Source organism: Falsiruegeria sp. JB4-1 (assembly GCF_055693495.1).
Genome location: NZ_JBVFTZ010000001.1, coordinates 920,223 through 943,388, shown reverse-complemented (window position 1 = coordinate 943,388; position 23,166 = coordinate 920,223). Strand labels below are relative to the sequence as shown.

Annotated in this window: 22 protein-coding genes and 3 pseudogenes; 8 read left to right on the top strand and 17 right to left on the bottom strand. The window is 57.4% G+C overall.

The window, feature by feature from the left end; translation table 11 throughout:
* Positions 1-11: 11 nt before the first annotated feature.
* Together ACZ1HE_RS04825 and ACZ1HE_RS04820 are read left to right on the top strand one after the other, a co-directional pair.
* Complete coding sequence (locus ACZ1HE_RS04825) at positions 12-509, top strand: hypothetical protein (protein WP_472619786.1); 498 nt, start codon at positions 12-14, stop codon at positions 507-509.
* Positions 502-1,347, top strand: coding sequence for a fatty acid desaturase (locus ACZ1HE_RS04820; protein WP_472619785.1), 846 nt, complete (start codon positions 502-504; stop codon positions 1,345-1,347). Before ACZ1HE_RS04825 ends, ACZ1HE_RS04820 begins: the two co-directional genes overlap by 8 nt.
* Here the strand turns inward: ACZ1HE_RS04820 and ACZ1HE_RS04815 are convergent.
* The 4 genes from ACZ1HE_RS04815 to ACZ1HE_RS04800 all read right to left on the bottom strand — a co-directional run bounded on the left by ACZ1HE_RS04815 (position 1,344) and on the right by ACZ1HE_RS04800 (position 4,873).
* Positions 1,344-2,714 carry a glutamate--cysteine ligase gene (locus tag ACZ1HE_RS04815; RefSeq protein WP_472619784.1) on the bottom strand — a complete coding sequence of 457 codons (1,371 nt, stop codon included), beginning with the start codon at positions 2,712-2,714 and terminating at the stop codon, positions 1,344-1,346. The genes ACZ1HE_RS04820 and ACZ1HE_RS04815 overlap by 4 nt on opposite strands.
* A gap of 67 nt (positions 2,715-2,781) precedes the next feature.
* Positions 2,782-3,309, bottom strand: a complete 528-nt coding sequence (locus tag ACZ1HE_RS04810; RefSeq protein ID WP_472619783.1) for a hypothetical protein — start codon at positions 3,307-3,309, stop codon at positions 2,782-2,784.
* Positions 3,306-4,148 (bottom strand): GNAT family N-acetyltransferase, encoded by an 843-nt coding sequence (locus tag ACZ1HE_RS04805; protein WP_472619782.1) that lies wholly within the window; start codon positions 4,146-4,148, stop codon positions 3,306-3,308. Before ACZ1HE_RS04805 ends, ACZ1HE_RS04810 begins: the two co-directional genes overlap by 4 nt.
* Positions 4,148-4,873 (bottom strand): 16S rRNA (uracil(1498)-N(3))-methyltransferase, encoded by a 726-nt coding sequence (locus tag ACZ1HE_RS04800; RefSeq protein WP_472619781.1) that lies wholly within the window; start codon positions 4,871-4,873, stop codon positions 4,148-4,150. Before ACZ1HE_RS04800 ends, ACZ1HE_RS04805 begins: the two co-directional genes overlap by 1 nt.
* Before the next feature lie 12 nt (positions 4,874-4,885).
* Here ACZ1HE_RS04800 and ubiA point away from each other — a divergent pair, with 12 nt between their 5' ends.
* The 3 genes and pseudogenes from ubiA to ACZ1HE_RS04785 all read left to right on the top strand — a co-directional run bounded on the left by ubiA (position 4,886) and on the right by ACZ1HE_RS04785 (position 8,180).
* Positions 4,886-5,848: a 4-hydroxybenzoate octaprenyltransferase gene (gene ubiA, locus ACZ1HE_RS04795; protein ID WP_472619780.1), complete on the top strand. Its 963-nt coding sequence runs from the start codon at positions 4,886-4,888 to the stop codon at positions 5,846-5,848.
* Between the two features lie 65 nt (positions 5,849-5,913).
* Positions 5,914-7,867: pseudogene (locus ACZ1HE_RS04790) on the top strand (OmpA family protein).
* Position 7,868: 1 nt separating this feature from the next.
* Positions 7,869-8,180, top strand: a complete 312-nt coding sequence (locus ACZ1HE_RS04785) for a hypothetical protein (protein ID WP_108786060.1) — start codon at positions 7,869-7,871, stop codon at positions 8,178-8,180.
* 442 nt (positions 8,181-8,622) lie between these two features.
* Here ACZ1HE_RS04785 and ACZ1HE_RS04780 read toward each other — a convergent pair whose 3' ends face one another.
* The 12 genes and pseudogenes from ACZ1HE_RS04780 to ACZ1HE_RS04725 form a co-directional block, all read right to left on the bottom strand.
* On the bottom strand, positions 8,623-9,084 hold the full coding sequence (locus tag ACZ1HE_RS04780; protein ID WP_472624363.1) for a molybdenum cofactor biosynthesis protein MoaE: 462 nt from the start codon (positions 9,082-9,084) through the stop codon (positions 8,623-8,625).
* Positions 9,085-9,315: pseudogene (locus ACZ1HE_RS04775) on the bottom strand (MoaD/ThiS family protein); the annotation flags it as partial.
* A 3-nt stretch (positions 9,316-9,318) separates the two neighbouring features.
* On the bottom strand, positions 9,319-9,981 hold the full coding sequence (pgsA, locus tag ACZ1HE_RS04770; protein ID WP_472619779.1) for a CDP-diacylglycerol--glycerol-3-phosphate 3-phosphatidyltransferase: 663 nt from the start codon (positions 9,979-9,981) through the stop codon (positions 9,319-9,321).
* A 55-nt stretch (positions 9,982-10,036) separates the two neighbouring features.
* Positions 10,037-11,194: a serine hydrolase domain-containing protein gene (locus ACZ1HE_RS04765; protein WP_472619778.1), complete on the bottom strand. Its 1,158-nt coding sequence runs from the start codon at positions 11,192-11,194 to the stop codon at positions 10,037-10,039.
* A 53-nt stretch (positions 11,195-11,247) separates the two neighbouring features.
* Positions 11,248-13,119 (bottom strand): annotated as a pseudogene (gene uvrC, locus ACZ1HE_RS04760) (excinuclease ABC subunit UvrC).
* A gap of 290 nt (positions 13,120-13,409) precedes the next feature.
* Positions 13,410-14,189, bottom strand: a complete 780-nt coding sequence (locus ACZ1HE_RS04755) for an SDR family oxidoreductase (protein WP_472619777.1) — start codon at positions 14,187-14,189, stop codon at positions 13,410-13,412.
* A 23-nt stretch (positions 14,190-14,212) separates the two neighbouring features.
* A complete protein-coding gene (locus ACZ1HE_RS04750) occupies positions 14,213-15,175 on the bottom strand; it encodes a calcium/sodium antiporter (protein ID WP_472619776.1) in 963 nt (320 codons plus the stop codon).
* Positions 15,172-15,345, bottom strand: coding sequence for a hypothetical protein (locus ACZ1HE_RS04745; RefSeq protein ID WP_472619775.1), 174 nt, complete (start codon positions 15,343-15,345; stop codon positions 15,172-15,174). Before ACZ1HE_RS04745 ends, ACZ1HE_RS04750 begins: the two co-directional genes overlap by 4 nt.
* A gap of 1 nt (position 15,346) precedes the next feature.
* Complete coding sequence (locus ACZ1HE_RS04740) at positions 15,347-16,144, bottom strand: S49 family peptidase (protein WP_472619774.1); 798 nt, start codon at positions 16,142-16,144, stop codon at positions 15,347-15,349.
* 158 nt (positions 16,145-16,302) lie between these two features.
* On the bottom strand, positions 16,303-17,064 hold the full coding sequence (locus ACZ1HE_RS04735; RefSeq protein ID WP_472619773.1) for an ABC transporter permease: 762 nt from the start codon (positions 17,062-17,064) through the stop codon (positions 16,303-16,305).
* The gene (locus ACZ1HE_RS04730; protein ID WP_472619772.1) at positions 17,061-17,990 is read right to left on the bottom strand and encodes an ABC transporter ATP-binding protein; all 930 of its coding nucleotides are present in this window, start codon (positions 17,988-17,990) and stop codon (positions 17,061-17,063) included. The genes ACZ1HE_RS04735 and ACZ1HE_RS04730 overlap by 4 nt, the downstream gene beginning before the upstream one ends.
* 91 nt (positions 17,991-18,081) lie before the next feature.
* A complete protein-coding gene (locus ACZ1HE_RS04725) occupies positions 18,082-18,594 on the bottom strand; it encodes a CoxG family protein (RefSeq protein WP_472619771.1) in 513 nt (170 codons plus the stop codon).
* Positions 18,595-18,770: 176 nt separating this feature from the next.
* On the opposite strand from ACZ1HE_RS04725, the gene ACZ1HE_RS04720 reads away from it, so the two are divergent.
* Both ACZ1HE_RS04720 and ACZ1HE_RS04715 read left to right on the top strand, forming a co-directional pair.
* On the top strand, positions 18,771-19,751 hold the full coding sequence (locus ACZ1HE_RS04720) for a DMT family transporter (protein ID WP_472619770.1): 981 nt from the start codon (positions 18,771-18,773) through the stop codon (positions 19,749-19,751).
* Between the two features lie 80 nt (positions 19,752-19,831).
* Positions 19,832-20,914 (top strand): CaiB/BaiF CoA transferase family protein, encoded by a 1,083-nt coding sequence (locus ACZ1HE_RS04715; RefSeq protein ID WP_472619769.1) that lies wholly within the window; start codon positions 19,832-19,834, stop codon positions 20,912-20,914.
* Between the two features lie 64 nt (positions 20,915-20,978).
* Here ACZ1HE_RS04715 and hemE read toward each other — a convergent pair whose 3' ends face one another.
* A complete protein-coding gene (gene hemE / locus ACZ1HE_RS04710; protein WP_472624361.1) occupies positions 20,979-22,022 on the bottom strand; it encodes a uroporphyrinogen decarboxylase in 1,044 nt (347 codons plus the stop codon).
* 103 nt (positions 22,023-22,125) lie between these two features.
* On the opposite strand from hemE, the gene hemC reads away from it, so the two are divergent.
* Positions 22,126-23,085 carry a hydroxymethylbilane synthase gene (gene hemC / locus ACZ1HE_RS04705; RefSeq protein ID WP_472619768.1) on the top strand — a complete coding sequence of 320 codons (960 nt, stop codon included), beginning with the start codon at positions 22,126-22,128 and terminating at the stop codon, positions 23,083-23,085.
* Positions 23,086-23,166 lie beyond the last annotated feature (81 nt).

The following is a 23,166-nucleotide window of genomic DNA, read 5'->3' as shown; positions in this document are numbered from 1 at the left end:
AGATTTCTCAAATGACAGAAATAACTAAAATTAACGAACTAGAATCCGACATCAACTTTGCGGTGGGCATTGCCCCGTTTGCCACTCTGCTTGGCGTGATTGGCCTTTACTGCATTTGTTTTGCGCTTGCCGTGGCAATCGAATGGGTCGGCGTTTTACCTCGCATTTTGTCAGATGCATTCCAGTTCCTTACGATCGCTTTGTACTTCGCCCTTTTTGCGATCCCTTTTGGATTCATTCAGTTCACTCTTATCGGCGGATGGACTTTACGGCGCTTCCTCGCTCGATTTCACCCAAATCCCGTGTTGATTGCCCTGCTGGCCCTCACAGCGAACTCGGCCGTCTCTGCTCTACTCTTCGCAATTGGTGCAGCGTTCCTTTTCGACGGCCTCTCCTATTTCGCCAGGATTTTGCTGATTGCAGGTGCCATGATTGCCCCGGTTTGGGGCTTCGTTGCCGCCCTGCTTATACGTCATCGTCAAAACCAAAGGAGCGAACGCCATGTGTGATGCTCATGTCAAAGAAACACCCCCAAAAGGCGTAAATTGGCACGAACTTACCCCGTTGAGTCGCCGCCAGAAGTTGATCGAACTGACGCTCCCCCTGCCGTGGCTGGCATTATCCTGGTGGCTTTTTGCATCCGCATTCTGGCCCTTGGGGGCCATCGGCAGCTTCATGTATTTTCTTTGCGCCTTGCGCCTGAACCACGAGGCGATCCATGGCAATCTGGGTCTGCCGCGTCGATGGGATATCGTGATCCTTCATGTTCTGAGCGGGGCCATGTGCGGCTGCAACTGTTCGGTCGCATGGAGCCACATGCAACACCACCGTCACGCCATGGGTCCCAAGGATCACGAAGGTAAATGTGGCGAGATGGGCGCTCTTGAGGTTTTGCTGTATGGCCCGCGTTTTCCAGTCGATCTGATCCAAGCGGCCTGGCGCAATGGGGGTCCGAAATGGCGGCGGCGCTTGATCGTGGATGGAGTCGCCGTAGCAGGCGTGGTGTCCGCGATCTTTGCCTTGGGTCTGACCTTCCTGTGGTTGCATCTGGCCGCGATGGTGGTGGCGCAATGCATGACTGCCTTCTTCGCAGTCTGGATCACCCATCAAGGGACCGCACACAGCGGTTTGGCTGGACGCAGCCAGCGCGGCCCGCTAGCACGGGCCGCTTATCTGATGTTTTATCACCGAGAACACCACCTGTTTCCCAAGGTGCCCGTCAGCCGTTTACCGGAATTGGCAGAACGGCTGGACAAGCAGGTTCCCGGCTACGCCAAAAACCGCCAGCCAGTGATACCATGGCTGGATTCGAACCACGCAGCTGAACGCAGAGATGCGCTGACTTAATAGGCAAACTCATCGTATATTCTGGTCAGGTCGCCGTTCCATTCGCCATTGTAGCGGTCCAACAGCTCGTCAGCCGGAGTTTTGCCAGTTTCGATGCTGTCCTTCAGCGCATTCAGGAAATGGGTCTCGTCCGGGACCAGACCGCCTGCGCCGGGCTTGGCGCGTGCTTTCAGCCCGGCCTCGGAAATCGCGACAACCTCACGCGCCAGTTCGTGCATGTTGATATCACCCACCTGAGCTTGCAAGGCCCGCTCGGATGCAGCCACACGCAGCGCTTCGCGCGTTTCGGCGTCCCAGCCCTTGACCAGATCCCACGCAGCGTCGAGCGATGATTGATCATACATCAGACCGACCCAGAATGCGGGCAAGGCACACAACCGCCGCCAAGGGCCACCATCAGCACCGCGCATCTCCATGAATTTCTTGATCCGCGCCTCGGGGAATGCGGTGGTCAGATGATCCGCCCAATCGCTGAGCGTGGGCGTTTCACCCGGCAGCGCGGGCAGCTTGCCCTCAAGGAAATCGCGGAACGACATGCCAAGCGCGTCGATGTATTTGCCGTCGCGATAGACGAAATACATCGGCACATCGAGCGCGTACTGCACCCAGCGCTCAAATCCGAACCCCTCGTCAAACACAAACGGCAACATGCCGGTGCGCGCATCATCCAGATGCCGCCAGACCAGACCGCGGGTGGATTTCACCCCGTTGGGCTTGCCATCCAAGAAGGGCGAGTTGGCAAACAGTGCATTCGCCACTGGCTGCAACGCCAAGGCCACGCGCAGCTTTTGCACCATGTCCGCCTCGGTGGCGAAGTCCAGATTCACCTGCACCGTACAAGTCCGGTACATCATGACCTTGCCCATGGTGCCGACGCGGTCCATGTAGTCCGTCATCAGCTTGTAGCGCCCCTTGGGCATTACCGGCATCTGCTCATGGCTCCAGATCGGGGCCGCGCCCAGACCGATGAAGCCCACGCCGATCTTGTCAGAGATATCCTTGACGTCGCGCAGGTGCTGATTGACCTCGTCACAGGTCTCGTGGATCGTCTCAAGCGGCGCGCCGGAAAGTTCAAGCTGTCCACCCGGTTCGAGTGAAACATTGGCCCCGTCTTTTTCCAGACCGATCAGCTTACCGCCCTCTTCCAGCGGCGCCCATCCGTGTCCATCCCGCAGCCCTTCGAGAACGGCGAGAATCGAACGTTTGCCCTCATACGGCAGAGGTTTCAGCGTGTCCTTGCAATAGCCGAACTTTTCATGCTCGGTACCGATCCGCCATTGATCCTTGGGTTTGCACCCATCGGCCAGATATTGCGCCAGTTGTTCGTGGCGTTCGATCGGCCCACCGCCGGACTGAGGAATGGACATGAGACGCGCTCCTGATCCTGAATTAGCTATGTCTGATCGTCAGCAGTGAGGCGAAAAGACCGAACTGTCAATGCAGCCTGAGCTCGGGCGGACGCATCGAACGCCGTTCCCAGATCACGACCGGGTGAACGCCCTTGCCCCCCATCTCGGCCAACATGCGTTCGGTCCGCAGTCCGGGAAGCGTGGCAAAGACATCAAACAACGCCTCGGCTCCTTCGGCGTTCACAGGCACGTGCAGCGGCGGCTGGCCGGGTTGTTCCAGCACCCAATGCGCGGGCTTGGCCGTGGGGTCCAGCGCCAGCCGTTCGATGGCATCTGTCGCGACTACGCCCCCGGTTAGCGGGCCATAGTAGGTGATCTGCCCCTCATCTACGAGGACCACACCCGGCCCTCCCGATCCGGTACGGAACCGCGCGCGTTGAAAGCCCACGACAGCCAAGCCAAGGCTGACAGCGATTGCAATCCAACCCAACCCGCCAAGAAGGCCACCGGGGCCGACAACCCATGTAGAGCCAACAAAGGCCAAAGGTCGAGCGGCGATGACTTCGCGCCACCGCCAAAGGGCCGCTTTTGCTTCGGGACGAATGAAACTCATACACGAACCTCCTGTCGGCCATCGAAGAGAACCAGTGAAAAACTGCCGCAAGGTGTGAACCCCAAGGCTTGATAGACACGAACAGCTGCTATGTTGGCAGCAAACAACACCGCTCTTTGCACGCCCTGCGCTGCAACCTCTTGCAGATGTTGGGCAACAGCGACCCGCGCATAGCCCCGATTTCGCAGTTCGGGAGGGGTAAAGACGCCGCCAATTTGCACAATGTTAGGAAGCGACGCGTTGAAGCCTGTCAGAGCTACGGGATCCCCTTTGTGAAAAAGCACACGGTGACTGTCGCGCGCGCAATAGGCATCGATGTCAACCGCGGCTCGGGTTTCGGCGATTTCTGCCGGGGCCCCCAGTGTTTCGATCTGGGACATGGCCCGCCAATGAATAGCGATGGTCCGATCCAGATCTGACAAGGGGCGCAATGTGAAACCGTCTGTTCCCGGCATACGAAGCATTGCCAGATCCAAGCCCAAACCCGGCTCATCCTCATCCAGCTCTGTTGGCGTGTCCTGCATGCCAAGAGCAGGGATCAATGCCCGCACTTGTTCTGTTGCGCCAGCAAAACCAATCACAGATCTGGCGTTCAAGACACTTGCCCAATCCTTAGCTCGGACCGGATCAATCTGGGGTAAGATCATTCCCTTGTTGGTAACAAACAGTGCCTGATCCGCTGTCGGCGTCACCCACCCGGTTACAGCGTTGGGGTGATTTCCGTTCAATCCATGATCACGCAGGTTGGCCAGTGGAAACATTGAGCTTTCGATCCGCTGCTCTAGCAGCGCCCTTACCCGTGGCAACGCCGCTTTGGTGATGTGATTGATGTCAGTCATCACTCCCAATCTCCTAACGCCTGCTGCCAGACCGTCATCGCCGACACCGCCGCCGTATCAGCCCGCAGGATGCGGGGGCCAAGGCTGACGACATGTGCAAAGGGCAGCGCCGAGAGGCGTGCGCGTTCGCGGTCCGAGAACCCGCCCTCTGGCCCGATCAGGATGGCCCAAGGCTGACCGGGTGTATTGGCGGCCAGACGTTTTGCCGCGCCCACTTCGGCCTCGTCGCAGAACATGAGCTGGCGATCCTCGGGCCAGTGATCCAAAAGGCGGTCGAGTTTCTGCAGATCAGCCACTTCGGGGACAAAAGTGCCGCCACATTGTTCTGCGGCTTCGACCGCATGGGCCTGCAGGCGGTCTTGGCGGATGCGCTCGGAATTGGTAAACTCGGTCTGCACCGGTACGATCCGCGCAGCGCCCATTTCTGCCGCCTTTTCAACGATGAAATCCGTACGGGCTTTTTTGATCGGCGCAAAGAGCAACCAAAGATCGGGTGGCATCTGTAGCGGTTTGGTCTGCTCGACGCAGGTTAACACCCCAGCGCGTTTGCCCGCCTGCTCAACATCGGCCACCCACTCGCCGTCGCGCCCGTTGAACAACAACACCTGCCCGCCAACGGTCATACGCATCACGCCAAAGAGATAATGCGCCTGATCACGATCCAAAGGAACCGATTGCCCATCCCCCAAAGGGTGCTCTACATACAGTCTGATCTTTGCACTCATGAAAGCCTACATATGCAAGGCAATGCCCCAACACCAGATGGTCAGGTATCAGACGCACCACAAGACAACTGGGTCGACCGATATGCCCCTGCATGGACCCGTCCCTATCTGCGGCTGAGCCGTGCGGATCGGCCCATTGGCACTTGGCTGCTTTTGATCCCCTGCTGGTGGGGCCTGGCATTGGCGATCTTTGACGATCAAACCCCGCGCCTGTTCGACTTGTGGATCGCGGTGGGTTGCGGCCTGGGCGCCTTCTTGATGCGTGGTGCGGGCTGTACGTGGAATGACATAACAGACCGTGATTTTGACGGGCAGGTCGAGCGCACGCGATCTCGGCCCATCCCTTCGGGCCAGGTGAGCGTGAAACAAGCACTGTTCTGGATGGTGCTTCAGGCACTGTTGGGGCTGGCCATTCTGTTGACCTTCAACCGCGCGGCCATCGCGCTTGGCGTGCTGTCGCTGTTGCCGGTTGCGGTCTATCCCTATGCCAAGCGGTTCACTTGGTGGCCGCAGGTGTTTCTGGGTCTGGCGTTCAACTGGGGCGCTTTGCTGGCCTGGACAGCCCATTCGGGCACACTGGGTGCGCCCGCGGTGCTGCTCTATCTCGCCGGGATCGCCTGGACTTTGTTTTATGACACCATCTATGCCCATCAGGACACCGAGGACGATGCGTTGATCGGGGTGAAATCCACGGCACGTCTGTTTGGCACCGATACCGCTCGATGGATGAAGTATTTCCTGGTGGCAACTGTCGGTCTCATGGGGCTTGCCGTGATCGAAGCAGGGCTTCCCGACGCCCCGCTTTTTGCAATGCTTTTGGCTCTTTCAGGCCCATGGGCCATGGGATGGCACATGGCCTGGCAGTTGCGCGGGTTGGACATAGAAGACAACGCGAAATTGTTGCAACTCTTCCGTGTAAATCGCGATACCGGCTTTATTCCGCTCATCTTCTTTTGCGCGGCCCTGTTCGCGTGATTGCACATAGGGCGCCGGGATTGTAAGACATCTTGCAAAGACCGGACGGAAAACGACCCTAAAACATGCGCCTTCCCCTTTCGATTGTGGTCGCCCTGACCTTTGCATTAGCTGCCGGGCTTTCCCTAGTTGCCGCCAGCTTTGCCGTTACAGCCGTCGAAGAAAACTCTGAAATTGTCGTGCGACGTGCTTTGGATCGCGGCGGACACGACTGGGCTGAGGTGCAAGCAAACGGTCTGCAAGTGATCATGGCTAGGCATTGCCAAAGACGAGGCCACGCGGTTCAACGCACTGACGGTTGCGGGCGATGAAGTTGACCCATCACGGGTGATCGACAACATGCAGATCGCACCGACGGCCGATCTCGCACCGCCCATGTTTTCTGCCGAAATTCTGCGCAACGATAGTGGCATCTCGATTATCGGACTTATTCCGGCCAATTCGAATCGAGAAGAGATAATCGACGCCCTGAACTCTCTGGCGGGAGCGGAAAACGTCACTGACCTGCTTGAGACCGCCGACTACAACATTCCGAACGGCTGGATTGATGCCATGGGCTTTTCGCTCAAGGCTTTGTCGATGTTACCCCGCTCCAAAGTCTCGGTAACGGCTGGACGCGTCTCGATCACCGCAATTTCGGACAGCACCGAGGCCAAGCAACAGCTGGAAGATGCCCTCAACCGCGCGGCTCCGCCGGGTCTGCGCATCGGCATCGACATAGCCGCGCCTCGGCCAGTCATTACGCCCTTTACCCTACGTTTCCTCATTGATGAGACGGGGGCACGGTTCGACGCCTGCTCCGCTCAGGACCGTATTGCTCAAGCAAGAATACAGGCCGCAGCTCGTCAGGCTGGCCTGAAAGGAACACTGAAGTGCACTATCGGCATGGGGGTTCCTACCCCCAAATGGGCGCGGGCCTCGGAATTGAGTATCGCCGCAGTCGCCGAATTGGGGCAGGCATCGGTCACAATAGCCGACGCCGACATCACACTCGTCGCGGCCCAAGGAACGGATCAGACTAAATTCGACCGCATTGTTGGGGAACTAGAAGCCGACTTGCCCGATGTCTTTGCCTTGCATGCAATCCTTCCGGAACCTGAGGTTTCGGACGCTGTAGGACCACCCGAATTTGTTGCCACACTCAGTCCTGAAGGTCTGGTTCAGCTTCGCGGACGCTTGAACGACGAAAACCTGCGCCACATGGTCGATAGTTATGCAAAGGCTGCGTTTGGATCTGACGTCGTCTATACTGCGGCACGCGTCGTTCCCGATCTTCCAGCCACGTGGCCAGTACGCGTTCTGGCAGGGCTCGAAGCGCTATCGATGCTGACCAACGGCGCTCTGACCGTGACACCTGACAACGTCATTTTGACCGGGATCAGCACACAGGAAGACGCCACTTCGCGCATTTCCGGGCTTCTCTCGGACAAACTGGGACAGGCCCAGACATTTGACCTTTCAGTCACTTACCGTGCCCCGCCAGAACCCGAGGACAAGGCGCCCGACCCGGAAGTTTGCGAAGCGGAAATTGCTCTTGTTCAGGAAGCCGGCAAGATTGCTTTTGAACCTGGCTCTGCCACGATTGCCGCGGCCTCACTGGATACGATGAACAGAATTGCCGACATTCTGGAAGCCTGTGGACAGATCAGGCTTGAGATTCAGGGGCACACTGACAGCCAAGGCCGCGAAGAAATGAACCAGCAGCTGAGTCAGGCGCGCGCGCAATCGGTTCTGAACGAGTTGCGGTCACGTCGTGTTCTAACATCCAGCTACGCCGCCATCGGCTATGGTGAAAGTCAGCCGATCGCTGATAACAAAACCGAAGAAGGCCGAGAAGCCAACCGCCGGATCGAGTTCAAATTGATCCGGCCTGAAGGTGCCGAGGATTCCGAATCGACCCTGGATGCTGTCGCTGATGACACCAACGACACTTCTGCTTCAGAACCCTCTGGCGAAGATGAAGAGCCAGAGGCCGACACGCCGGAAGACGCGCCTCAACCCGACGAAGAGGACCAGTGACATGAACCGAACAGAATTCATCATCACCACCGCAATTATCCTCTTTGTGGCCTTTGCCATGGGATGGTTTGCCAACTGGCTGGTTCACAGGTTCACACGCGTTCGGCAAAGCGACGTAGCGGATCTGGACCGGATGAGCCAGGAGTTGCACGAAGCTGAAGAAACTCGCGACCAGGCAATCACCTATCTGCAACAGCGCGAGGCCGAGTTGACCAACCAGCTGACCCAGACCGAAGCAGAACTGAGCGCCGCCATGGATGGCCTGCGTGCCGCCCGGCAAGAGGCCGAAGAACTGCGCGCTCGCGTAGGCTAACCCGTGATCACCAAAACGCGACCTGCTGAATCAATGCCACCGCATTCGGCTGCAACAGCAAGATGTCTGGACAGATTGGCACCAAGCCCAACGTCGCTAAGTCCCTATGCCGCCAAGTTCGGGCACCTGCCAGCCAGCAGCCTGTTTCTGTTTCGAACACTGCAGGCATGAGCTGACACACCCGTGTGGTCCTTGGCAATGTCTCTAACGCCTTGGTCGGGTACCGCTATCGCAATGGGTGGATTGGTCACGCCGTTCGGTTGAACAAGTTCACTCTGGACGTCACAGCGATCAGTTTGGCGCGGTCTCGGTCGAGGTTATGGATCATAACAGCGCAAGATATCGCGAAGATTATGGAGACCGAGCTAATGCGGCCGCGCAACGCACACGGCGGGAACGTGTCGATGCCGCATTCGAGACTTGGACCACGATCCAGTGAGCTTCACCACCGCGTCAGGGCGTCCTCGTCCTCGTCTTTGGCTGCAACCCAATCCGCGCCTTGGCCAGTAATTTCCTTCTTCCAGAACGGTGCACGCGATTTGAGGTAATCCATAAGGTATTCAGCCGCCTCAAACGCATCCTTGCGGTGCGGCGCAGCCGTTGCCACCATCATGATCTGATCGCCCGGTGCCAGACGGCCATGGCGGTGGATCACCATCACGTCACCCAGCGACCAACGCGCAAGCGCTTCGCTCGCGATCTTGGTCAATGCCTTTTCGGTCATGCCTGGATAGTGCTCAATCTCCATCACATCCAGATCGCCTTGCGCCAAATCCCGCACGACGCCCGTAAAGGTCACGATTGCCCCGTTCGATGTGTCGCCAGCAGCAAATGCGTTGGCTTCAGCGCCGAGATCAAATGGCTCTCGTTGAACCGAGATTTTCACCGGCTCACCCCCGGTCATTGGCGGAAAAAACGCCACTTCACGTACGCCGACCAGCGACGCGTCGAAATCCGACAACTCTTGATCCAGGGCCACGCGCAACGCGCTCAGGTCAGAAAAGGCAACCTCATAGCGTTCTTCACGCGCCCGTAGCTCATCGACCAGCTGTGACACGGTTTCCGCGTGTGTCTCGATCTTTTCCTTGGGCAGGCCAATGCGCTCGCGCACCCAAGCGAAATACAGGATATCCACGAATCAACCCTCTCTTACGTGCGGCATGGCTTTGCGAAAATAGTCTACACCTGTGATTGCTGTGAGACCTGCTGCGATCCACAGCAAGGTCAGACCAACCCACCAGCACAATTCCATTCCCGCCAGTTTCCAGCGCAAGCCCAACAGATCCTCTTCGCGACCGGACAAGATGTCATCAATCAGCTGTGCATCCATTCCCCAGGCGCTCATTCCCAAATAGTGCTCGAAGACGCCCTGACCAAACAATACGGCAATCGCCACCATCTGGGCCGTTGTTTTCCATTTAGCGAGGTTCGTTACCTTCAGCGTTCCAGCCGTATCACCAAGGTATTCACGCAACCCCGAAACAAAAACCTCACGAAACAGGATGACGGTTGCAGGGAGCACCAACCAGGGCGACATCGAAGAGTAGCCCACAATGACCATCAATGCGATCACAACCATCGCCTTGTCGGCAATCGGGTCCAACATTGCTCCTAGTTTGGTTTCCTGTTTCCAAGCCCGCGCCAGATAGCCGTCGAACCAATCGGTGACGGCAGCCACAACAAACAGCGCCAGAGCAAACCAATCGGCATAGGGCCGAGTGAAATACAAAAACATCACCGCTACGCCGGGTGCAGCAACCAGACGAAGTACGGTCAGGATATTGGGCAGGTTCCAAGTCATGCGACCGGTTTATCCCGGCAAGCGCCCCGAGGAAAGAGGGTCGATGCCATGCTTGTCAAACCGCGGCCTGCAGCAGCTTCACAAGCGCCATTCGGGGCGCAAATGCCAGATCACTGGTGGGTTCGGCTTCGGACGAGAAAATCGCAATTGAGAGATCCCGCACGGGATCGGCAAACAGATATTGTCCGTGAATGCCCATCCCGTGAATTAGTGGCGCATCTCCTTGATGCACATACCATTTTGAGCGGTAGCACATATCATAGGTGTCAAAGCGATCATGGAAATCACCTTGCTCCCAAGCCTGCTGGTCGCCGTTTTCCATGATGTCGATTAACCAGGCTTCGGGGATCACGCATTTTTCGTCTCGCAGGCCTCTCCGACACATCAATGCCCCCACGCGCGCAAGATCGCGCGCTGTGACGCACATTCCACCGGCAGCGCGTGCACCTCCAATACGGTCAACGGTGATATAACCAGCTCTTTCGGCACCCATTGGCTGCCACAGATGCTGGGACATCAGGTCAGCATAGCGTGAACCGGTTGCGCGCTCAAAAACCCAGGCCAGCAGATCTGTGACCGGCGAAACATAGTGAAACCGGCCCCCATGAGGCCCGTCAGCATTGCTCAACATCAATTGAAAACTGCGCAGATCAGGTATGGTGTCTCCTGGCTCCACCGGGTTCCAATTGGCAGCCTTGCGGTAGCTGACGATCGGACCGGATGTAGCCAGATAGTCCTCCGAGAATTCGACACCTACGCGCATGTCCAACGCCTGTCTCACGGTGGCTCCTGCATAGGCTGTGTCGCTGAGTTCTGGAACGTAATCCGTCAGCTGCGCCCCCAAATCCAGCAATCCCTTGCCGTGCAGGCAACCCGCAAGCAGTCCCAGCATCGATTTCGAGACAGACATCAGGATGTGCGGATCCTCAGCGGTCATGCCGTTACGGTAGAACTCTTGCACAACCTGCCCTTTGTGCATCACCACCAGCGCGTCGGTGCGCGTCCCGGCCAACGCCTCGTCGATTTGCGCATCCGCCACAAGCTGATCGCCCTTTGGAAAATGCCAGATGTTTGCTGGGTCGTTGCTTATTTCAGCTGAAGGAACGATCTCGCGAACATGATGAAAAGCCCAAGACGAAAAAGGTTGTGTGCGCCAATTGGCCAAAGTAACCCGGTCCGCCTGTTCTGGCGGAAATCCCTGCATGATCGGCATGTGTCTCTCTCCCTGTTCCAAACAGCCAAGCGCAGGGAAACAGAATTGGCAAGTCACCGGTCGTGGAAAAAGTCGTAGATCGTTTCAGCCAGCGTGTCTGATATCCCGTCTACCGCCTTCAAGTCAGCAAGGTTGGCGCGACTGACGGCTTTGGCGCTGCCGAAATGCGCCAATAGAGCGCGTTTGCGCGTGGCACCTACACCGGGCACCTCGTCCAGCGGCGTCGCCCCGATCGCCTTGGCACGTTTCGCGCGATGCGTCCCGATTGCAAATCGGTGCGCTTCATCCCTAAGACGCTGGATGAAATACAGAACCGGATCGTTGCGTTTGAGAGCGAAGGTGCGCTGGCCAACCCGGTGAAACTCCTCCTTACCGTGATCCCGATCAACCCCCTTGGCGACACCGACCATCGGGATATCCTCAACCCCGTGGTTAACCATGATTTCATGCACGGCACTTACCTGTCCCGCTCCGCCATCAATTAGCAGTAGATCGGGCCAGAGGCCTTTGTCGCGATCCGGATCTTCTTTCAACAATCGGGTGAAGCGGCGGTTCAATACCTCTTTCATCATCCCAAAGTCGTCACCCGGAGTCAGGTCATCGCCTTTGATATTGAATTTTCGGTAAGCGTTTTTCATCCACCCCTCGGGGCCTGCAACGATCATGCCGCCTACAGCATTGGTGCCTTGGATGTGGGAGTTGTCGTAGACCTCGATCCGGTCTGGAGGACCGTCCAGATCAAAGACCTCGGCCACACCACGCAACAGTTTAGCCTGGGTCGCACTTTCAGACATGCGTCGGGCCAAAGACTCGCGCGCATTGCGCAACGCCCCTGCAACGAGTTCTTGTTTTTCACCGCGTTGTGGGACAAGAATTTCGACCTTGCGCCCCGCTTTCTCAGACAGGGCTTGTTGCATCAGATCAGCGTTTTCAATCGCATCCGACAGGATCAACTGACGGGGGGCTCCTTGTTGTCATAGAATTGGCCAAGGAATGCTTCCATGACTTCGGCGGATGATACATCCGGCCCGACACGAGGGTAGAAGTCGCGGTTACCCCAGTTCTGATTGGCCCGAATGAAAAAGACTTGAACACAGGCCTGCCCGCTTTCCATATGCAAACTGATCACATCCGCCTCGGCCACACCACGCGGGTTGATGCCTTGACTCGACTGCACCTGTGTAAGGGCGCGAATGCGATCGCGCAGGCTCGGCCGCCCGTTCAAACTCCATCGCTTCAGAGGCTGCCATCATTTGCTCTGCCAGGTCTTCTTGCACCTTGGTCGAGCGGCCGGACAAAAAGCGTTCTGCGTCCCGGACGCTTTCTGCATACCCCTCTTGCGAGATCAGCCCAACACAAGGACCCGAACATCGTTTGATCTGATACAGCAGACAGGGACGTGTGCGGCTGTCAAACATTGAATCCGAGCAATTGCGAAGCAAGAAAGCCTTTTGCAGTTGGTTGAGCGTTCGATTGACCGCGCCTGCGTTGGCAAAGGGGCCGAAATAAGCACCCTTTTCTTTCTTTGCCCCTCGGTGCTTTTTGATCTGTGGAAATGTGTGCCCTTTTGCCACCAGGATGTTTGGAAAGCTTTTGTCATCGCGCAGTAGCACGTTGTATTTGGGCTTAAGTTGCTTGATCAGGTTCTGTTCCAGCAACAGCGCCTCGGTTTCAGTACGTGTCGTCAGAAACATCATCGAGGCCGTGGCACGGATCATCCGTTCTATTCGGCCGGAATGTCCTGGGCGGGAATAATTCGACACGCGCGCCTTGAGGTTGCGGGCCTTACCAACGTAAAGAATCCGGCTTTCGGCATCGAGCATCCGATAGACACCCGGCGAATTGTCGAGCGTCTTCAGATACCCCTGAATGCAGGCGTATCCAGTGGGTGTGCTGTCTTCGTTGATTGCGTGTGCGTCAGTCATGTCACTGAAATATGATTCTCTGGCTCCGGCTGCAATCTCGACGCGTCAGGATCAAGAGAAAACAAATCCACGATTCCTGTGGATAACTGTGGAGATATCTTTCCCTGAAGTACAAAAACCCGTTTAAAATTGGGCTCTCCGCGTGTTTGCACAAAAAATAGGCAGCTACATAACTGTTTGATTTTAAACATTTCTTTCTTTGGCATGTAGCAAGGCCATGAAAACAAAGACATTTTTGTAACGCTTTAGTAACGAAAACAGGAGCAGTGCAAAACTCGCGCCAGATAGGTTCACTCCGGTCCTAAAACGTCTGGTGTTTTCCAGCCCAGATGCTGTCCGCCGTCTACGCAAAGAATCTGTCCCGTAACCGCCGGAGCATCGAGAAAATAACCTAGAGCGGCAGTGATATCCGACGGATTTGCGCCTCTTCCTGAAATCGTATTCGACCGCTGCGCTGCAAAATGCTCTGCGGATTGTCGATGGCCCTGCATCGTCGGGCCGGGCCCGATTGCATTGACGCGAATGGTCAGCGTCAGGGCTTGGGCAGTCGTGCGTGTCATTGCCCACAGCCCCATCTTAGCAAGGGTATAAGTCATGAATTCCGGCGTCAGCTTGTTCACGCGCATGTCGACCATATTGACGATCAAGCCGGTTGCTATCGGTTCTCCGTTCTGATCCATGTCCGCGGTCAGCCCTTGAGCCGCCATGGCCTGCGTCAGTACAAATGGGGCACGCAGGTTGCTTTCCATATGACGATCCCAACTGGTTCGGGTCGCGCTGGAAACGGTATCATAGTCAAAGATCGAAGCATTGTTCACAAGGCAGGTGACTGAACCACCCAGAGCTTCCACAGCCCTCGGCAACAACTCTTTCACCTGCGCTTCATCCAGCAAATCGGCCTGCAGCGCGACCGCATTTCTCCCTTTGCCCCGGATTTCTTCCACCGTCTCTAATGCCGGTTGTTCAGAAGACGCAAAATGAACCGCGACGTCATACCCGCGGTCTGCCAGATACAGTGCCATAGCGCGGCCAAGCCGAATTCCAGCCCCTGTTACCAAACAGCGTTTCATTGCAATCCCCTTCGAAAATCGACCTACACAAGCACGGCGATTACATAAGTGAAATAGAGCACGGACAGGATCACGCCCCAGATGCGGGTAATGTCGCGCTTGAAGAACACAAATGGAATCAACAGCAGCGATGCACCCAGCATGACCCACAGGTCAAATTCCAGGAATTCCTCGTCCACAGGGATGTCACCCACAAACAATGTTGTCAGGCCCACGATGGCCAGCAAGTTGAACATGTTCGACCCGATGACGTTGCCCAGCGCCACGTCCGCCTGACGACGCAGCGCCGCCATAACCGTTGTGGCCAGTTCGGGTAACGATGTCCCCACTGCGACCAGCGTCAGACCAATCACTGTCTCGCTGACACCATAGGTTCGCGCGATGATCGAGGCATTATCCACCAGCAGATGGGCCCCCATGGGCAGACCGATCAAACCTAGGACAAGGTAAATCCCAATGCGCCAATACGGCATGTTCGGGTCTGCATCTTCGAGGCCATCCAGTTCTTCTTCATCCTCGTCAGCAGCCCCTTGCCTGCGATGCGCACGCGCCTGACGAAAGGCGTTCAGCAGCACCAATGCCAAGGCTGCAAGTAAGATCAGACCGCTCCAGACCGTGAAAGTTCCGCAGAAGGCCAGCCCGATAAACAGCACAGTTGCGATCAACATGAAAACATAGTTTCGGCGCGTATTGCATTCGCTGGTGTGCAACGTGGCCAGTAAGGCCGGAATACCCAGAACCAGCAGGATGTTTGCCGTGTTCGACCCCACGACATTACCCAAGGCAATACCCGGCGCATTTTCCTTTACCGCCTTGATCGCGATCAGCAGTTCCGGTGCCGAGGTGCCAAAGGCCACAATGGTCAAACTGACGATCAAGGCAGGCACGCCCAGGCGCAAGCTAAGGTTCACGGCGCCACGCACCAGGGCATCACCGGCCAGAAGCAGGATAACCAGGCCAAGGCCCGAGAGAATCCAGGGCATCATTTTGCGCCTCCATGGCCGCAGGCGCAGGGGCCTTTGCCGATCTTGTAACGACCGCACTTGCGACATTTGGCCGAAGCAAGGCGCTTGCCGCCAGGCAGCCAGTGCAACTTGCCGAACATGGCCAGCACGACCATGAACACCAGAAATATCGCAACGATCTTGATTATCATGTCAGAGGCCGAACCGCGCGTAAGCTGCACGCTCCTCTATTCCGGCAACTGCGTCCTGCACAACCGAGGCGCCGAAGCGCGACCAGAACGGCTTGCGCAGGCCATAGCGGCGGAACCGCACCTTTTCGCCGAACCGTTCCTGCATCTTGGGTTTCAGATGCGCGATCCCATCAATCAGCCCCAGTTCGGTCGCCTTGCGCGCCAACCAGATTTCGCCCGTGAACAGGTCCGTCTCGGTGCTTAGCTTGTCACCGCGCCTTGATTTGACGTGGTCGATAAAGTTTCCATGGATGTCGTCCAGAACGCCCTTGAGCCGTTCAACGTCCTCTTTCTTTTCCGGGCTGAACGGGTCCAGCATCGATTTGGATTGGCCCGCCGTATGCACCCGGCGTTCAAAGCCTTGGCGTGCCAGAAAGATATGCGCACCAAAGCCTGCGGAAATCACACCGATTGAACCCAGAACCGAGCTGTCGTCGGCCCAAATCTCATCCGCGGCGGCTGCCAGCCAATAGCCACCCGAGGCTGCCACATCTTCGACAAACGCATAAACCGGAATTTCCAGTTCATCAGACAGCCGCCGAATGCGGGCACCAATAAGCGAACTTTGGACCGGAGAACCGCCGGGCGAGTTGATTTCCAGTGCAATCGCGGCGGGTTTGCCTTTGCGAAAGGCCTTTTCCAAAACGGGTGCAAGCGAGGTGTCATTCAATGCACCGCGCCCGGCCATACCGATGGTACCAGACAATCTAACAACGGCCACCAATGGTGGCTTTTTTACAAACGGCAAGCTTAGTTTCATGACAGCCGATGTAGAATGCCGCTTGCCGACAAACAAGACGCTGGTCGGGACAGAAACGCGACGGCAACAAAATTCCCACAGTCCAAGGGCAATTTTGCAACGACGCCAAGGGGCGTCAGGTGCAATTATTCTCTTGGTTTGTTGGGGCTGCGCCACGTTTAGCTTCGGATACGCCAACCTGTTCGGAAAATCAGCCATATGACCCCAAGGCACAACATCGTGAACCCAAGAATGGCCAGCAGACTCAGCCCGATTGGCACGTCTGCAATCCCGAAGAACGACCACCGGAAACCCGAAATCAGATAGACCACCGGGTTGAATAGCGTGACGGTTTGCCAGACGGGCGGCAGCATCGAGATGGAGTAGAAAGACCCACCAAGAAAGATCAACGGCGTGACGATCAGCAGGGGCACCAGTTGCAACTGCTCAAAACTCCCAGCCCAGATACCGATAATGAACCCCAGCAAAGCGAAACTCAGGCACGTCAGCACCAGAAACGCCAGCATCGCAAAGGGATGTTGAATGCTCACGTCGACAAACAGCATCGATGTGGCCAAAATCACGATCCCGATAAACAGCGCCTTGGTCGCCGCTGCACCGACATAACCACAGACGATTTCTAAGAAGTTCACAGGGGCCGAAAGAAGTTCGTACACCGTGCCAATGAATTTCGGAAAGTAGATTCCGAAAGAAGCGTTTGAGATAGATTGCGTGATCACCGACAACATGATCAGCCCCGGCACGATGAAGGCACCATAAGACACGCCCTCAACCTCTTGGATGCGGCTGCCGATGGCAGCGCCAAAGACGACGAAATAGAGCGAAGTTGAAATCACCGGCGAGATGAAGCTCTGCGCCAGGGTGCGGAAGAACCGCGCCATTTCGAACCGATAGATGGAAGCGATTGCGGTCCAGTTCATGCGTGTTCTCCTGAGACCAGGTCGACAAAAATGTCTTCAAGGCTGCTTTGGCGGGTCTGCACGTCGTTTAACACCAACCCGGCTTGCGCCACATCGTTGAGGAGCGCGGTGATCCCGGTGCGCTCGGCCCGGGTGTCATACGTGTAGAGCAGCGCCTGCCCGTCCCGGATCAGGGTTAAGTCGTGCTCGGCCAGCGAGGTGGGGATTTCCGAGATCGCCTCGGTCAGCTCGACTTCCAGCTGTTTTTTACCCATCTGGGCCATCAGCGTGTCCTTGCCCTCAACCAGCAGGATTTGCCCGCTGTTGATCACGCCGACACGGTCAGCGATGGCCTCGGCCTCTTCGATGTAATGGGTCGTCAGGATGATGGTCACACCGTCCTTCTTCAGTTCGACCACGATCTCCCACATGTCTTTGCGCAGCTCGACGTCGACGCCAGCAGTGGGTTCGTCCAGAAACAACACGCGCGGTTCATGGGCCAACGCCTTAGCGATCAGCACCCTGCGCTTCATGCCGCCTGACAGTTCTTTGGTGGCGTTCTTGCGCTTGTCCCACAACGACAGTTTACGCAGGATTTGCTCCAGCAGCGCATCATTGCGAGGCTTGCCAAAAAGACCTCGGGTGAAGCGCACGGTGTTCCAGACAGTTTCAAACGGCTCCAAATTGATCTCTTGCGGGACCAGCCCGATCATTTGGCGCGCCGCACGGTATTCGGCCTGGATGTCATGACCGCCCACTGTCACCGTGCCAGATGTCGGCGTTGTAATTCCGCAAACGGTTGAGATCAAAGTAGTCTTCCCGGCACCATTAGGTCCCAGAAGAGCGAGAATCTCGCCCTCGTGAATGTCGAGGGAGACGCCTTTGAGCGCCTCAAACCCGCCCGCATAGGATTTACGCAGGTCTGTGATGGACAGGATGTTGGACATGTCTGCTCCGTTGTTTCGGCGGGAACACTAGTCGCCCGACATCCAAAGGAACAGGGCGTCCGTGCACAGTCCCCTGCGCGCGGGCGCAGGGTCAGTCGCGGCCGGTCAACTTGCCGAGCCAGGATTTCTTTTCCTCAGGTGTCTCATCTTCAACAGCTTCAGTAAGCCCTTCAAGCTGCTCTTGCAGATTGGCGAAAAACTGATCCGCCATCTTCTTGGCGAATCCGTCAATCAAGCGGCTGCCCAATTGCGCCAGCTTGCCTCCAACCTTGGCTTCGACGTCATAGGCCAGTTCGGTTCCACCCTCGGACGGTGTGATGGTGACATTTGCCCCACCCTTGGCAAATCCGGCGGCTCCGCCTTTTCCTTCGCCCGCGATGGTCAGGCTCTGGTTCTCGACCAGATCCGACATGGTCACCGCACCTTTGAACGTTGCCTTCACCGGGCCAACTTTTTGCACCACAGTTGCCTCATACCCATCCTGCGGGTTGCCAGTCAGCTCTTGCGCGCCGGGCACGCAGGCCTTGAGCACTTCAGGATCGAGCAGAGCGGCATAAACCGCGGCTGGGTCTGCCTTGATCTGGCGCGTGTCGCTCATCTGCATGGGTTGTGCTCCTTGGTAGGGATTGATTGGTCATCTCTGTCTAATCCAGCCAAACATAGCCGCCAACCCTATGAAGACCAGCTATCAAAAACAGAGATAGACAAACGCCCGATCTGTGATAGCGGTGGCAACAGGCCACAGGGCAATTCATCGGCCCTGTCGTTTTGGAGCACCACATGACAGAGACACCTGCAACCCGCTCCGGCGTGGGCATTGCTTTTATTCTAGTCGGAATGTTCGCGATCTCGATCAACGACATGCTGATCAAGCAGCTATCGGGTGGCTACCCCCTGCATCAGACGGTGTTCTTGCGTTCGTCAATTGGCATCATGATGTCATTCGTTTTTCTCTACTTCGAAGGCGGCGTATCGCTGCTAAAAACCCGCCATCCCACCCTCCACATCGTTCGGTGCTTGATGGTCGTTGCCTCAAACATGAGCTTTTTCGTGGCACTTGCGACACTGCCGCTGGCGGATGTCACCGCACTGTTTTTTGCAGCCCCGCTGTTCATCACCGTCCTGTCGATCCCGATTTTGGGGGAAAAGGTCGGAATTATGCGCCTATCGGCTGTTGTCGTCGGATTTGCAGGGGTGATCCTGATGCAGCGCCCGTGGGAGGGTAGCGAGAGCGCGACTGCTGATCGGATTGTTCTGCTGCTGCCCGTCGTCGGGGCACTGACCTATGCCATCAACCAGGTGATGACTCGCAAGTTGGGGGCCACAACCAAAGCCTCTGCCCTCGCCGTCTATATCCAAGGCATGTTCATCATTGTTTCTGTGGGTTTTTACATCTTTGCCGGTGACGGACGCTATGCCGAAGGGCTGGAGAACGCCAGCTGGGTCTTTCTCTTGCGGGCATGGGTCTGGCCGGACGCGCACGATTGGTATCTGTTCATCGGGCTGGGATTGAACTCCGGAATTGTCGGCTATTGCCTAGCCCAGGCCTATCGTATGGCCGATGCGGCCACTGTCGCACCGTTCGAATACATCGGACTGCCGCTGGCCGTCTTCTGGGGCTGGCTGTTTTGGTCAGAGATTCCCGCACCCGCGGTGTGGGTTGGCATGGCAATGATCATGGGATCGGGCCTTTTTGTCTTCTTAAGGGAAAAACAAAAAGCACGCCGCGTGGCCCGCACCGAGATCAAAGGCCGCTACTGAACGCCACGTCGCATTAGCAGATGCTTGCAATCCTTCTGACGCGCAGGAACCTTGCGTCCAGAGAAGAGGGAGCAACGCATATGCTAAACGGCATTCGGATCATCGAAATCGAAGGGCTGGGACCTGGTCCCTTTGCCTCCATGCTTCTTTCGGATTTGGGCGCAGATGTAATCGTCGTGCACCGCAAAGGCGGCGCAGTCACCCCTGGCATGCCAGAACGCTCCCTGCTGGACCGCGGCAAGCGCTCGGTTGCACTGGACCTCAAGGACGCGGACGATCTGGACACGCTCAAATCCCTGATCGCCACAGCTGACGGCCTGATCGAAGGGTTCCGGCCCGGCGTAATGGAGAAACTAGGGATCGGCCCGGACGTCTGCCAGCAACTCAACCCGCGTCTGGTGTTTGGCCGCATGACAGGTTGGGGCCAATCCGGACCGTTGGAAAAGGTCGCAGGTCACGACCTGAACTACATCTCGCTGTCCGGCGCGCTCTGGTACAGCTCGGCCCCTGGCGATGCGCCACAAACACCCGCCACGATGGTGGGGGATATTGGTGGCGGGGCCATGTACCTTGTGACGGGTCTGCTCGCGGGCATCTTGAATGCGCGCGCCACCGGACAAGGCACTGTGGTCGATGCCGCAATCTATGACGGGTCCGCCCATATGATGAACCTACTGATGAGCCTGCGTCAGACCGGTAACTTGTCTGACCAACGTGGGCGCAGCCTGCTGGACGGCCCACATTGGAGCCGCACCTATCGCTGTGCTGATGGCGGCTACATGACAGTGCAATGCCTGGAACCCAAATTCTACGCGCTTTTCCTCGAGCTGCTTGGCCTTTCAGATGACCCCGAGTTTCAGCAGCAGTACAATCCTAAACTCTGGCAGACGCTTACCGACCGCCTGACCGGTATCTTTGCCAGCCATCCTCGCGATCATTGGGCCGATATCTTTGTCGGCACCGACGCCTGTGTTGCCCCCGTGCTCAGCCCCGAAGAAGCACTGGCACATCCGATGAACGAGGCGCGGCAAACCTGGCAGACCGCAAACGGCGCACTGCAGGCGGCAAGTGCGCCACGCTTTTCCACCTATGATTGGAAACCACGCCCCAGCCCGAAGCGCGGCGAACACGACGAAGAAATCCGCGCCAGCCTCAAAACCTGACGTCCTTCATTCTTCTTGGTGAAGATACGGCGGGAGAGTCGCAAAGCGACGGTGGCAGAGCCCCTTATCCGCGCGCGCCTTCGCGCACCGTGTCGACCATCAATTGCACATTCTCGGGGTCCGCATCCGGCGTAATCCCGTGGCCAAGGTTAAAGATATGCGGCCCGCCAGAAAACGCCTGCACGATCGCGCGGGTCTCATCGATCAGATCCTGACCTCCAGTCACCATATGGCGTGACGCCAGGTTGCCCTGAACGCATCCATCCACCTGAACATTTGCCGCCGCCCAGTCGGGCGATACCGAATTGTCGAGCGCCACACAGTCCACGCCGGTTGCCTTGGCAAATCCCACATATTTATCGCCCGCCTCACGCGGGAAGCCGATGACGGGGGTACTCGGGTGGCGCTCTTTGAGCGCCTTGGTGATCACACGCGTCGGTTCCAGAGCATATTTCTCGAAAGCCTCGCCTTTCAGCGATCCGGCCCAACTGTCAAAGATCTTGACCACTTCGGCACCAGCCTCGATCTGCATCGACAGGTAATCAATGGTGGCCTCGGTGATCCGGACCAACAGCGCCTCAAACAGCGCAGTGTTACCTTCGCGCAGCGCATGAGCCGGTCCCTGATCCGGGGTACCACGGCCAGCGATCATATAAGTCGCGACAGTCCAGGGCGCGCCAGCAAAACCAATCAACGTTGTCTCAGACGGCAGCTCGCGTGACAGGTTACGGACGGTTTCATAGATCGGGTTCAGCGTCTCGTGAATATCTGCGGCCGGTTTCAACGCATCGAAATCGGCTTGCGACGTGATGGTCGACAGTCGCGGCCCCTCACCCGTCACAAACCACAGATCTGCGCCCAGCGCTTGGGGTACCAAAAGGATATCGGCAAACAGGATCGCCGCGTCAAACCCATAGCGGCGGATTGGTTGCAGGGTAACCTCCGTCGCCAGCTCGGGGTTGTAGCACAAAGACAGGAAGTCACCGGCCTGCGCGCGGGTCGCACGGTATTCCGGCAAGTAACGCCCAGCCTGCCGCATCATCCAGATCGGCGGCACATCCTGCGTCTCGCCAGCCAATGCGCGCAGCAGCTTCTTCTGTTCACCCATGCTCGTCCCCATGTCCGTTTCCATCACCGGTTCTGCCTTCGGCGGCAATTTGTCAAGCAGTGCCCCCATTGTCAGGGCAATGTGACGCGACTAAAGCAGGGGTATGACAGCACAGCTTCCTACCCCCGCGTCCCCGCTCAAGATCGGCACCCGTGGCTCTCCGCTGGCCCTGGCCCAAGCGTATGAGACCCGCAACCGGCTGATGGCCGCGCATGACCTGCCCGATGACGCCTTTGAAATCGTGGTTATCACCACCACAGGCGACAACCGTGCCATGATCGACGCAGATAGACCGCTCAAAGAGATCGGCAACAAGGGGCTGTTCACCAAAGAGATCGAAGAGGCGATGGTGCGTAGTGACATCGATATCGCCGTGCATTCGACCAAGGACATGCCGACGGTGCAACCCGCCGGTCTGATCCTGGATACGTTTTTGCCGCGCGAAGACGTGCGTGATGCTTTCATCTCGCCCAGCGCGACCTCGATTGCCGATCTTGCGTCGGGTGCTGTTGTAGGTACTTCGTCCTTGCGCCGCCGCGCGCAGCTGCTCAACCGCCGCCCTGACCTGAATGTGGTAGAGTTTCGCGGCAACGTGCAAACGCGCTTGAAAAAGCTGGCAGACGGCGTCGCCGAGTGCACATTCCTTGCGCTTGCGGGCCTCAACCGGCTGGACATGGACGGCGTGCCCGCCACCGCGATTTCACCCGAAGATATGCTGCCCGCCATCGCCCAAGGCGCGATCAGCATCGAGCGCCGCATCGACGACACACGGACCGCCGATCTGCTCAGCGCCATTCATGACACCGACACAGAGCAGCGCCTGAGGGCCGAGCGCGCCTTTTTGGCCGCGCTTGACGGCTCTTGCGAAACACCCATCGCCGGGCTGGCCGAGCTGGATGGCGCCACCCTGCGCCTCCGTGGAGAAGTGCTGCGCCCTGACGGGTCCGAAGTGATCAGCGACGACCAGTCAGGCCCCGTTGAAGATGGTGCAGAAATGGGTCGGTCCATGGCCGCCAAACTGCTGGAACAAGCTGGCCAAGGGTTTTTCGAATGGCGGTCGTGACGTCACATAAGTTGTGACGCCGCGCATAGTTTGACAGACTGTCATGGTGTTGGGACCGTCAAAAGGCGGAGGAGGACCAAC

Excerpts from the sequence above, each read along its gene's own strand:
- ACZ1HE_RS04825 (WP_472619786.1), top strand. The coding sequence starts at position 12 with ATGACAGAAATAACTAAAATTAACGAACTAGAATCCGACATCAACTTT.
- ACZ1HE_RS04820 (WP_472619785.1), top strand. The coding sequence starts at position 502 with ATGTGTGATGCTCATGTCAAAGAAACACCCCCAAAAGGCGTAAATTGG.
- ACZ1HE_RS04815 (WP_472619784.1), bottom strand. The coding sequence starts at position 2,714 with ATGTCCATTCCTCAGTCCGGCGGTGGGCCGATCGAACGCCACGAACAA.
- ACZ1HE_RS04810 (WP_472619783.1), bottom strand. The coding sequence starts at position 3,309 with ATGAGTTTCATTCGTCCCGAAGCAAAAGCGGCCCTTTGGCGGTGGCGC.
- ACZ1HE_RS04805 (WP_472619782.1), bottom strand. The coding sequence starts at position 4,148 with ATGACTGACATCAATCACATCACCAAAGCGGCGTTGCCACGGGTAAGG.
- ACZ1HE_RS04800 (WP_472619781.1), bottom strand. The coding sequence starts at position 4,873 with ATGAGTGCAAAGATCAGACTGTATGTAGAGCACCCTTTGGGGGATGGG.
- ubiA (WP_472619780.1), top strand. The coding sequence starts at position 4,886 with ATGCAAGGCAATGCCCCAACACCAGATGGTCAGGTATCAGACGCACCA.
- ACZ1HE_RS04785 (WP_108786060.1), top strand. The coding sequence starts at position 7,869 with ATGAACCGAACAGAATTCATCATCACCACCGCAATTATCCTCTTTGTG.
- ACZ1HE_RS04780 (WP_472624363.1), bottom strand. The coding sequence starts at position 9,084 with ATGACCGGGGGTGAGCCGGTGAAAATCTCGGTTCAACGAGAGCCATTT.
- pgsA (WP_472619779.1), bottom strand. The coding sequence starts at position 9,981 with ATGACTTGGAACCTGCCCAATATCCTGACCGTACTTCGTCTGGTTGCT.
- ACZ1HE_RS04765 (WP_472619778.1), bottom strand. The coding sequence starts at position 11,194 with ATGCCGATCATGCAGGGATTTCCGCCAGAACAGGCGGACCGGGTTACT.
- ACZ1HE_RS04755 (WP_472619777.1), bottom strand. The coding sequence starts at position 14,189 with ATGAAACGCTGTTTGGTAACAGGGGCTGGAATTCGGCTTGGCCGCGCT.
- ACZ1HE_RS04750 (WP_472619776.1), bottom strand. The coding sequence starts at position 15,175 with ATGATGCCCTGGATTCTCTCGGGCCTTGGCCTGGTTATCCTGCTTCTG.
- ACZ1HE_RS04745 (WP_472619775.1), bottom strand. The coding sequence starts at position 15,345 with ATGATAATCAAGATCGTTGCGATATTTCTGGTGTTCATGGTCGTGCTG.
- ACZ1HE_RS04740 (WP_472619774.1), bottom strand. The coding sequence starts at position 16,144 with ATGAAACTAAGCTTGCCGTTTGTAAAAAAGCCACCATTGGTGGCCGTT.
- ACZ1HE_RS04735 (WP_472619773.1), bottom strand. The coding sequence starts at position 17,064 with ATGAACTGGACCGCAATCGCTTCCATCTATCGGTTCGAAATGGCGCGG.
- ACZ1HE_RS04730 (WP_472619772.1), bottom strand. The coding sequence starts at position 17,990 with ATGTCCAACATCCTGTCCATCACAGACCTGCGTAAATCCTATGCGGGC.
- ACZ1HE_RS04725 (WP_472619771.1), bottom strand. The coding sequence starts at position 18,594 with ATGCAGATGAGCGACACGCGCCAGATCAAGGCAGACCCAGCCGCGGTT.
- ACZ1HE_RS04720 (WP_472619770.1), top strand. The coding sequence starts at position 18,771 with ATGACAGAGACACCTGCAACCCGCTCCGGCGTGGGCATTGCTTTTATT.
- ACZ1HE_RS04715 (WP_472619769.1), top strand. The coding sequence starts at position 19,832 with ATGCTAAACGGCATTCGGATCATCGAAATCGAAGGGCTGGGACCTGGT.
- hemE (WP_472624361.1), bottom strand. The coding sequence starts at position 22,022 with ATGGGTGAACAGAAGAAGCTGCTGCGCGCATTGGCTGGCGAGACGCAG.
- hemC (WP_472619768.1), top strand. The coding sequence starts at position 22,126 with ATGACAGCACAGCTTCCTACCCCCGCGTCCCCGCTCAAGATCGGCACC.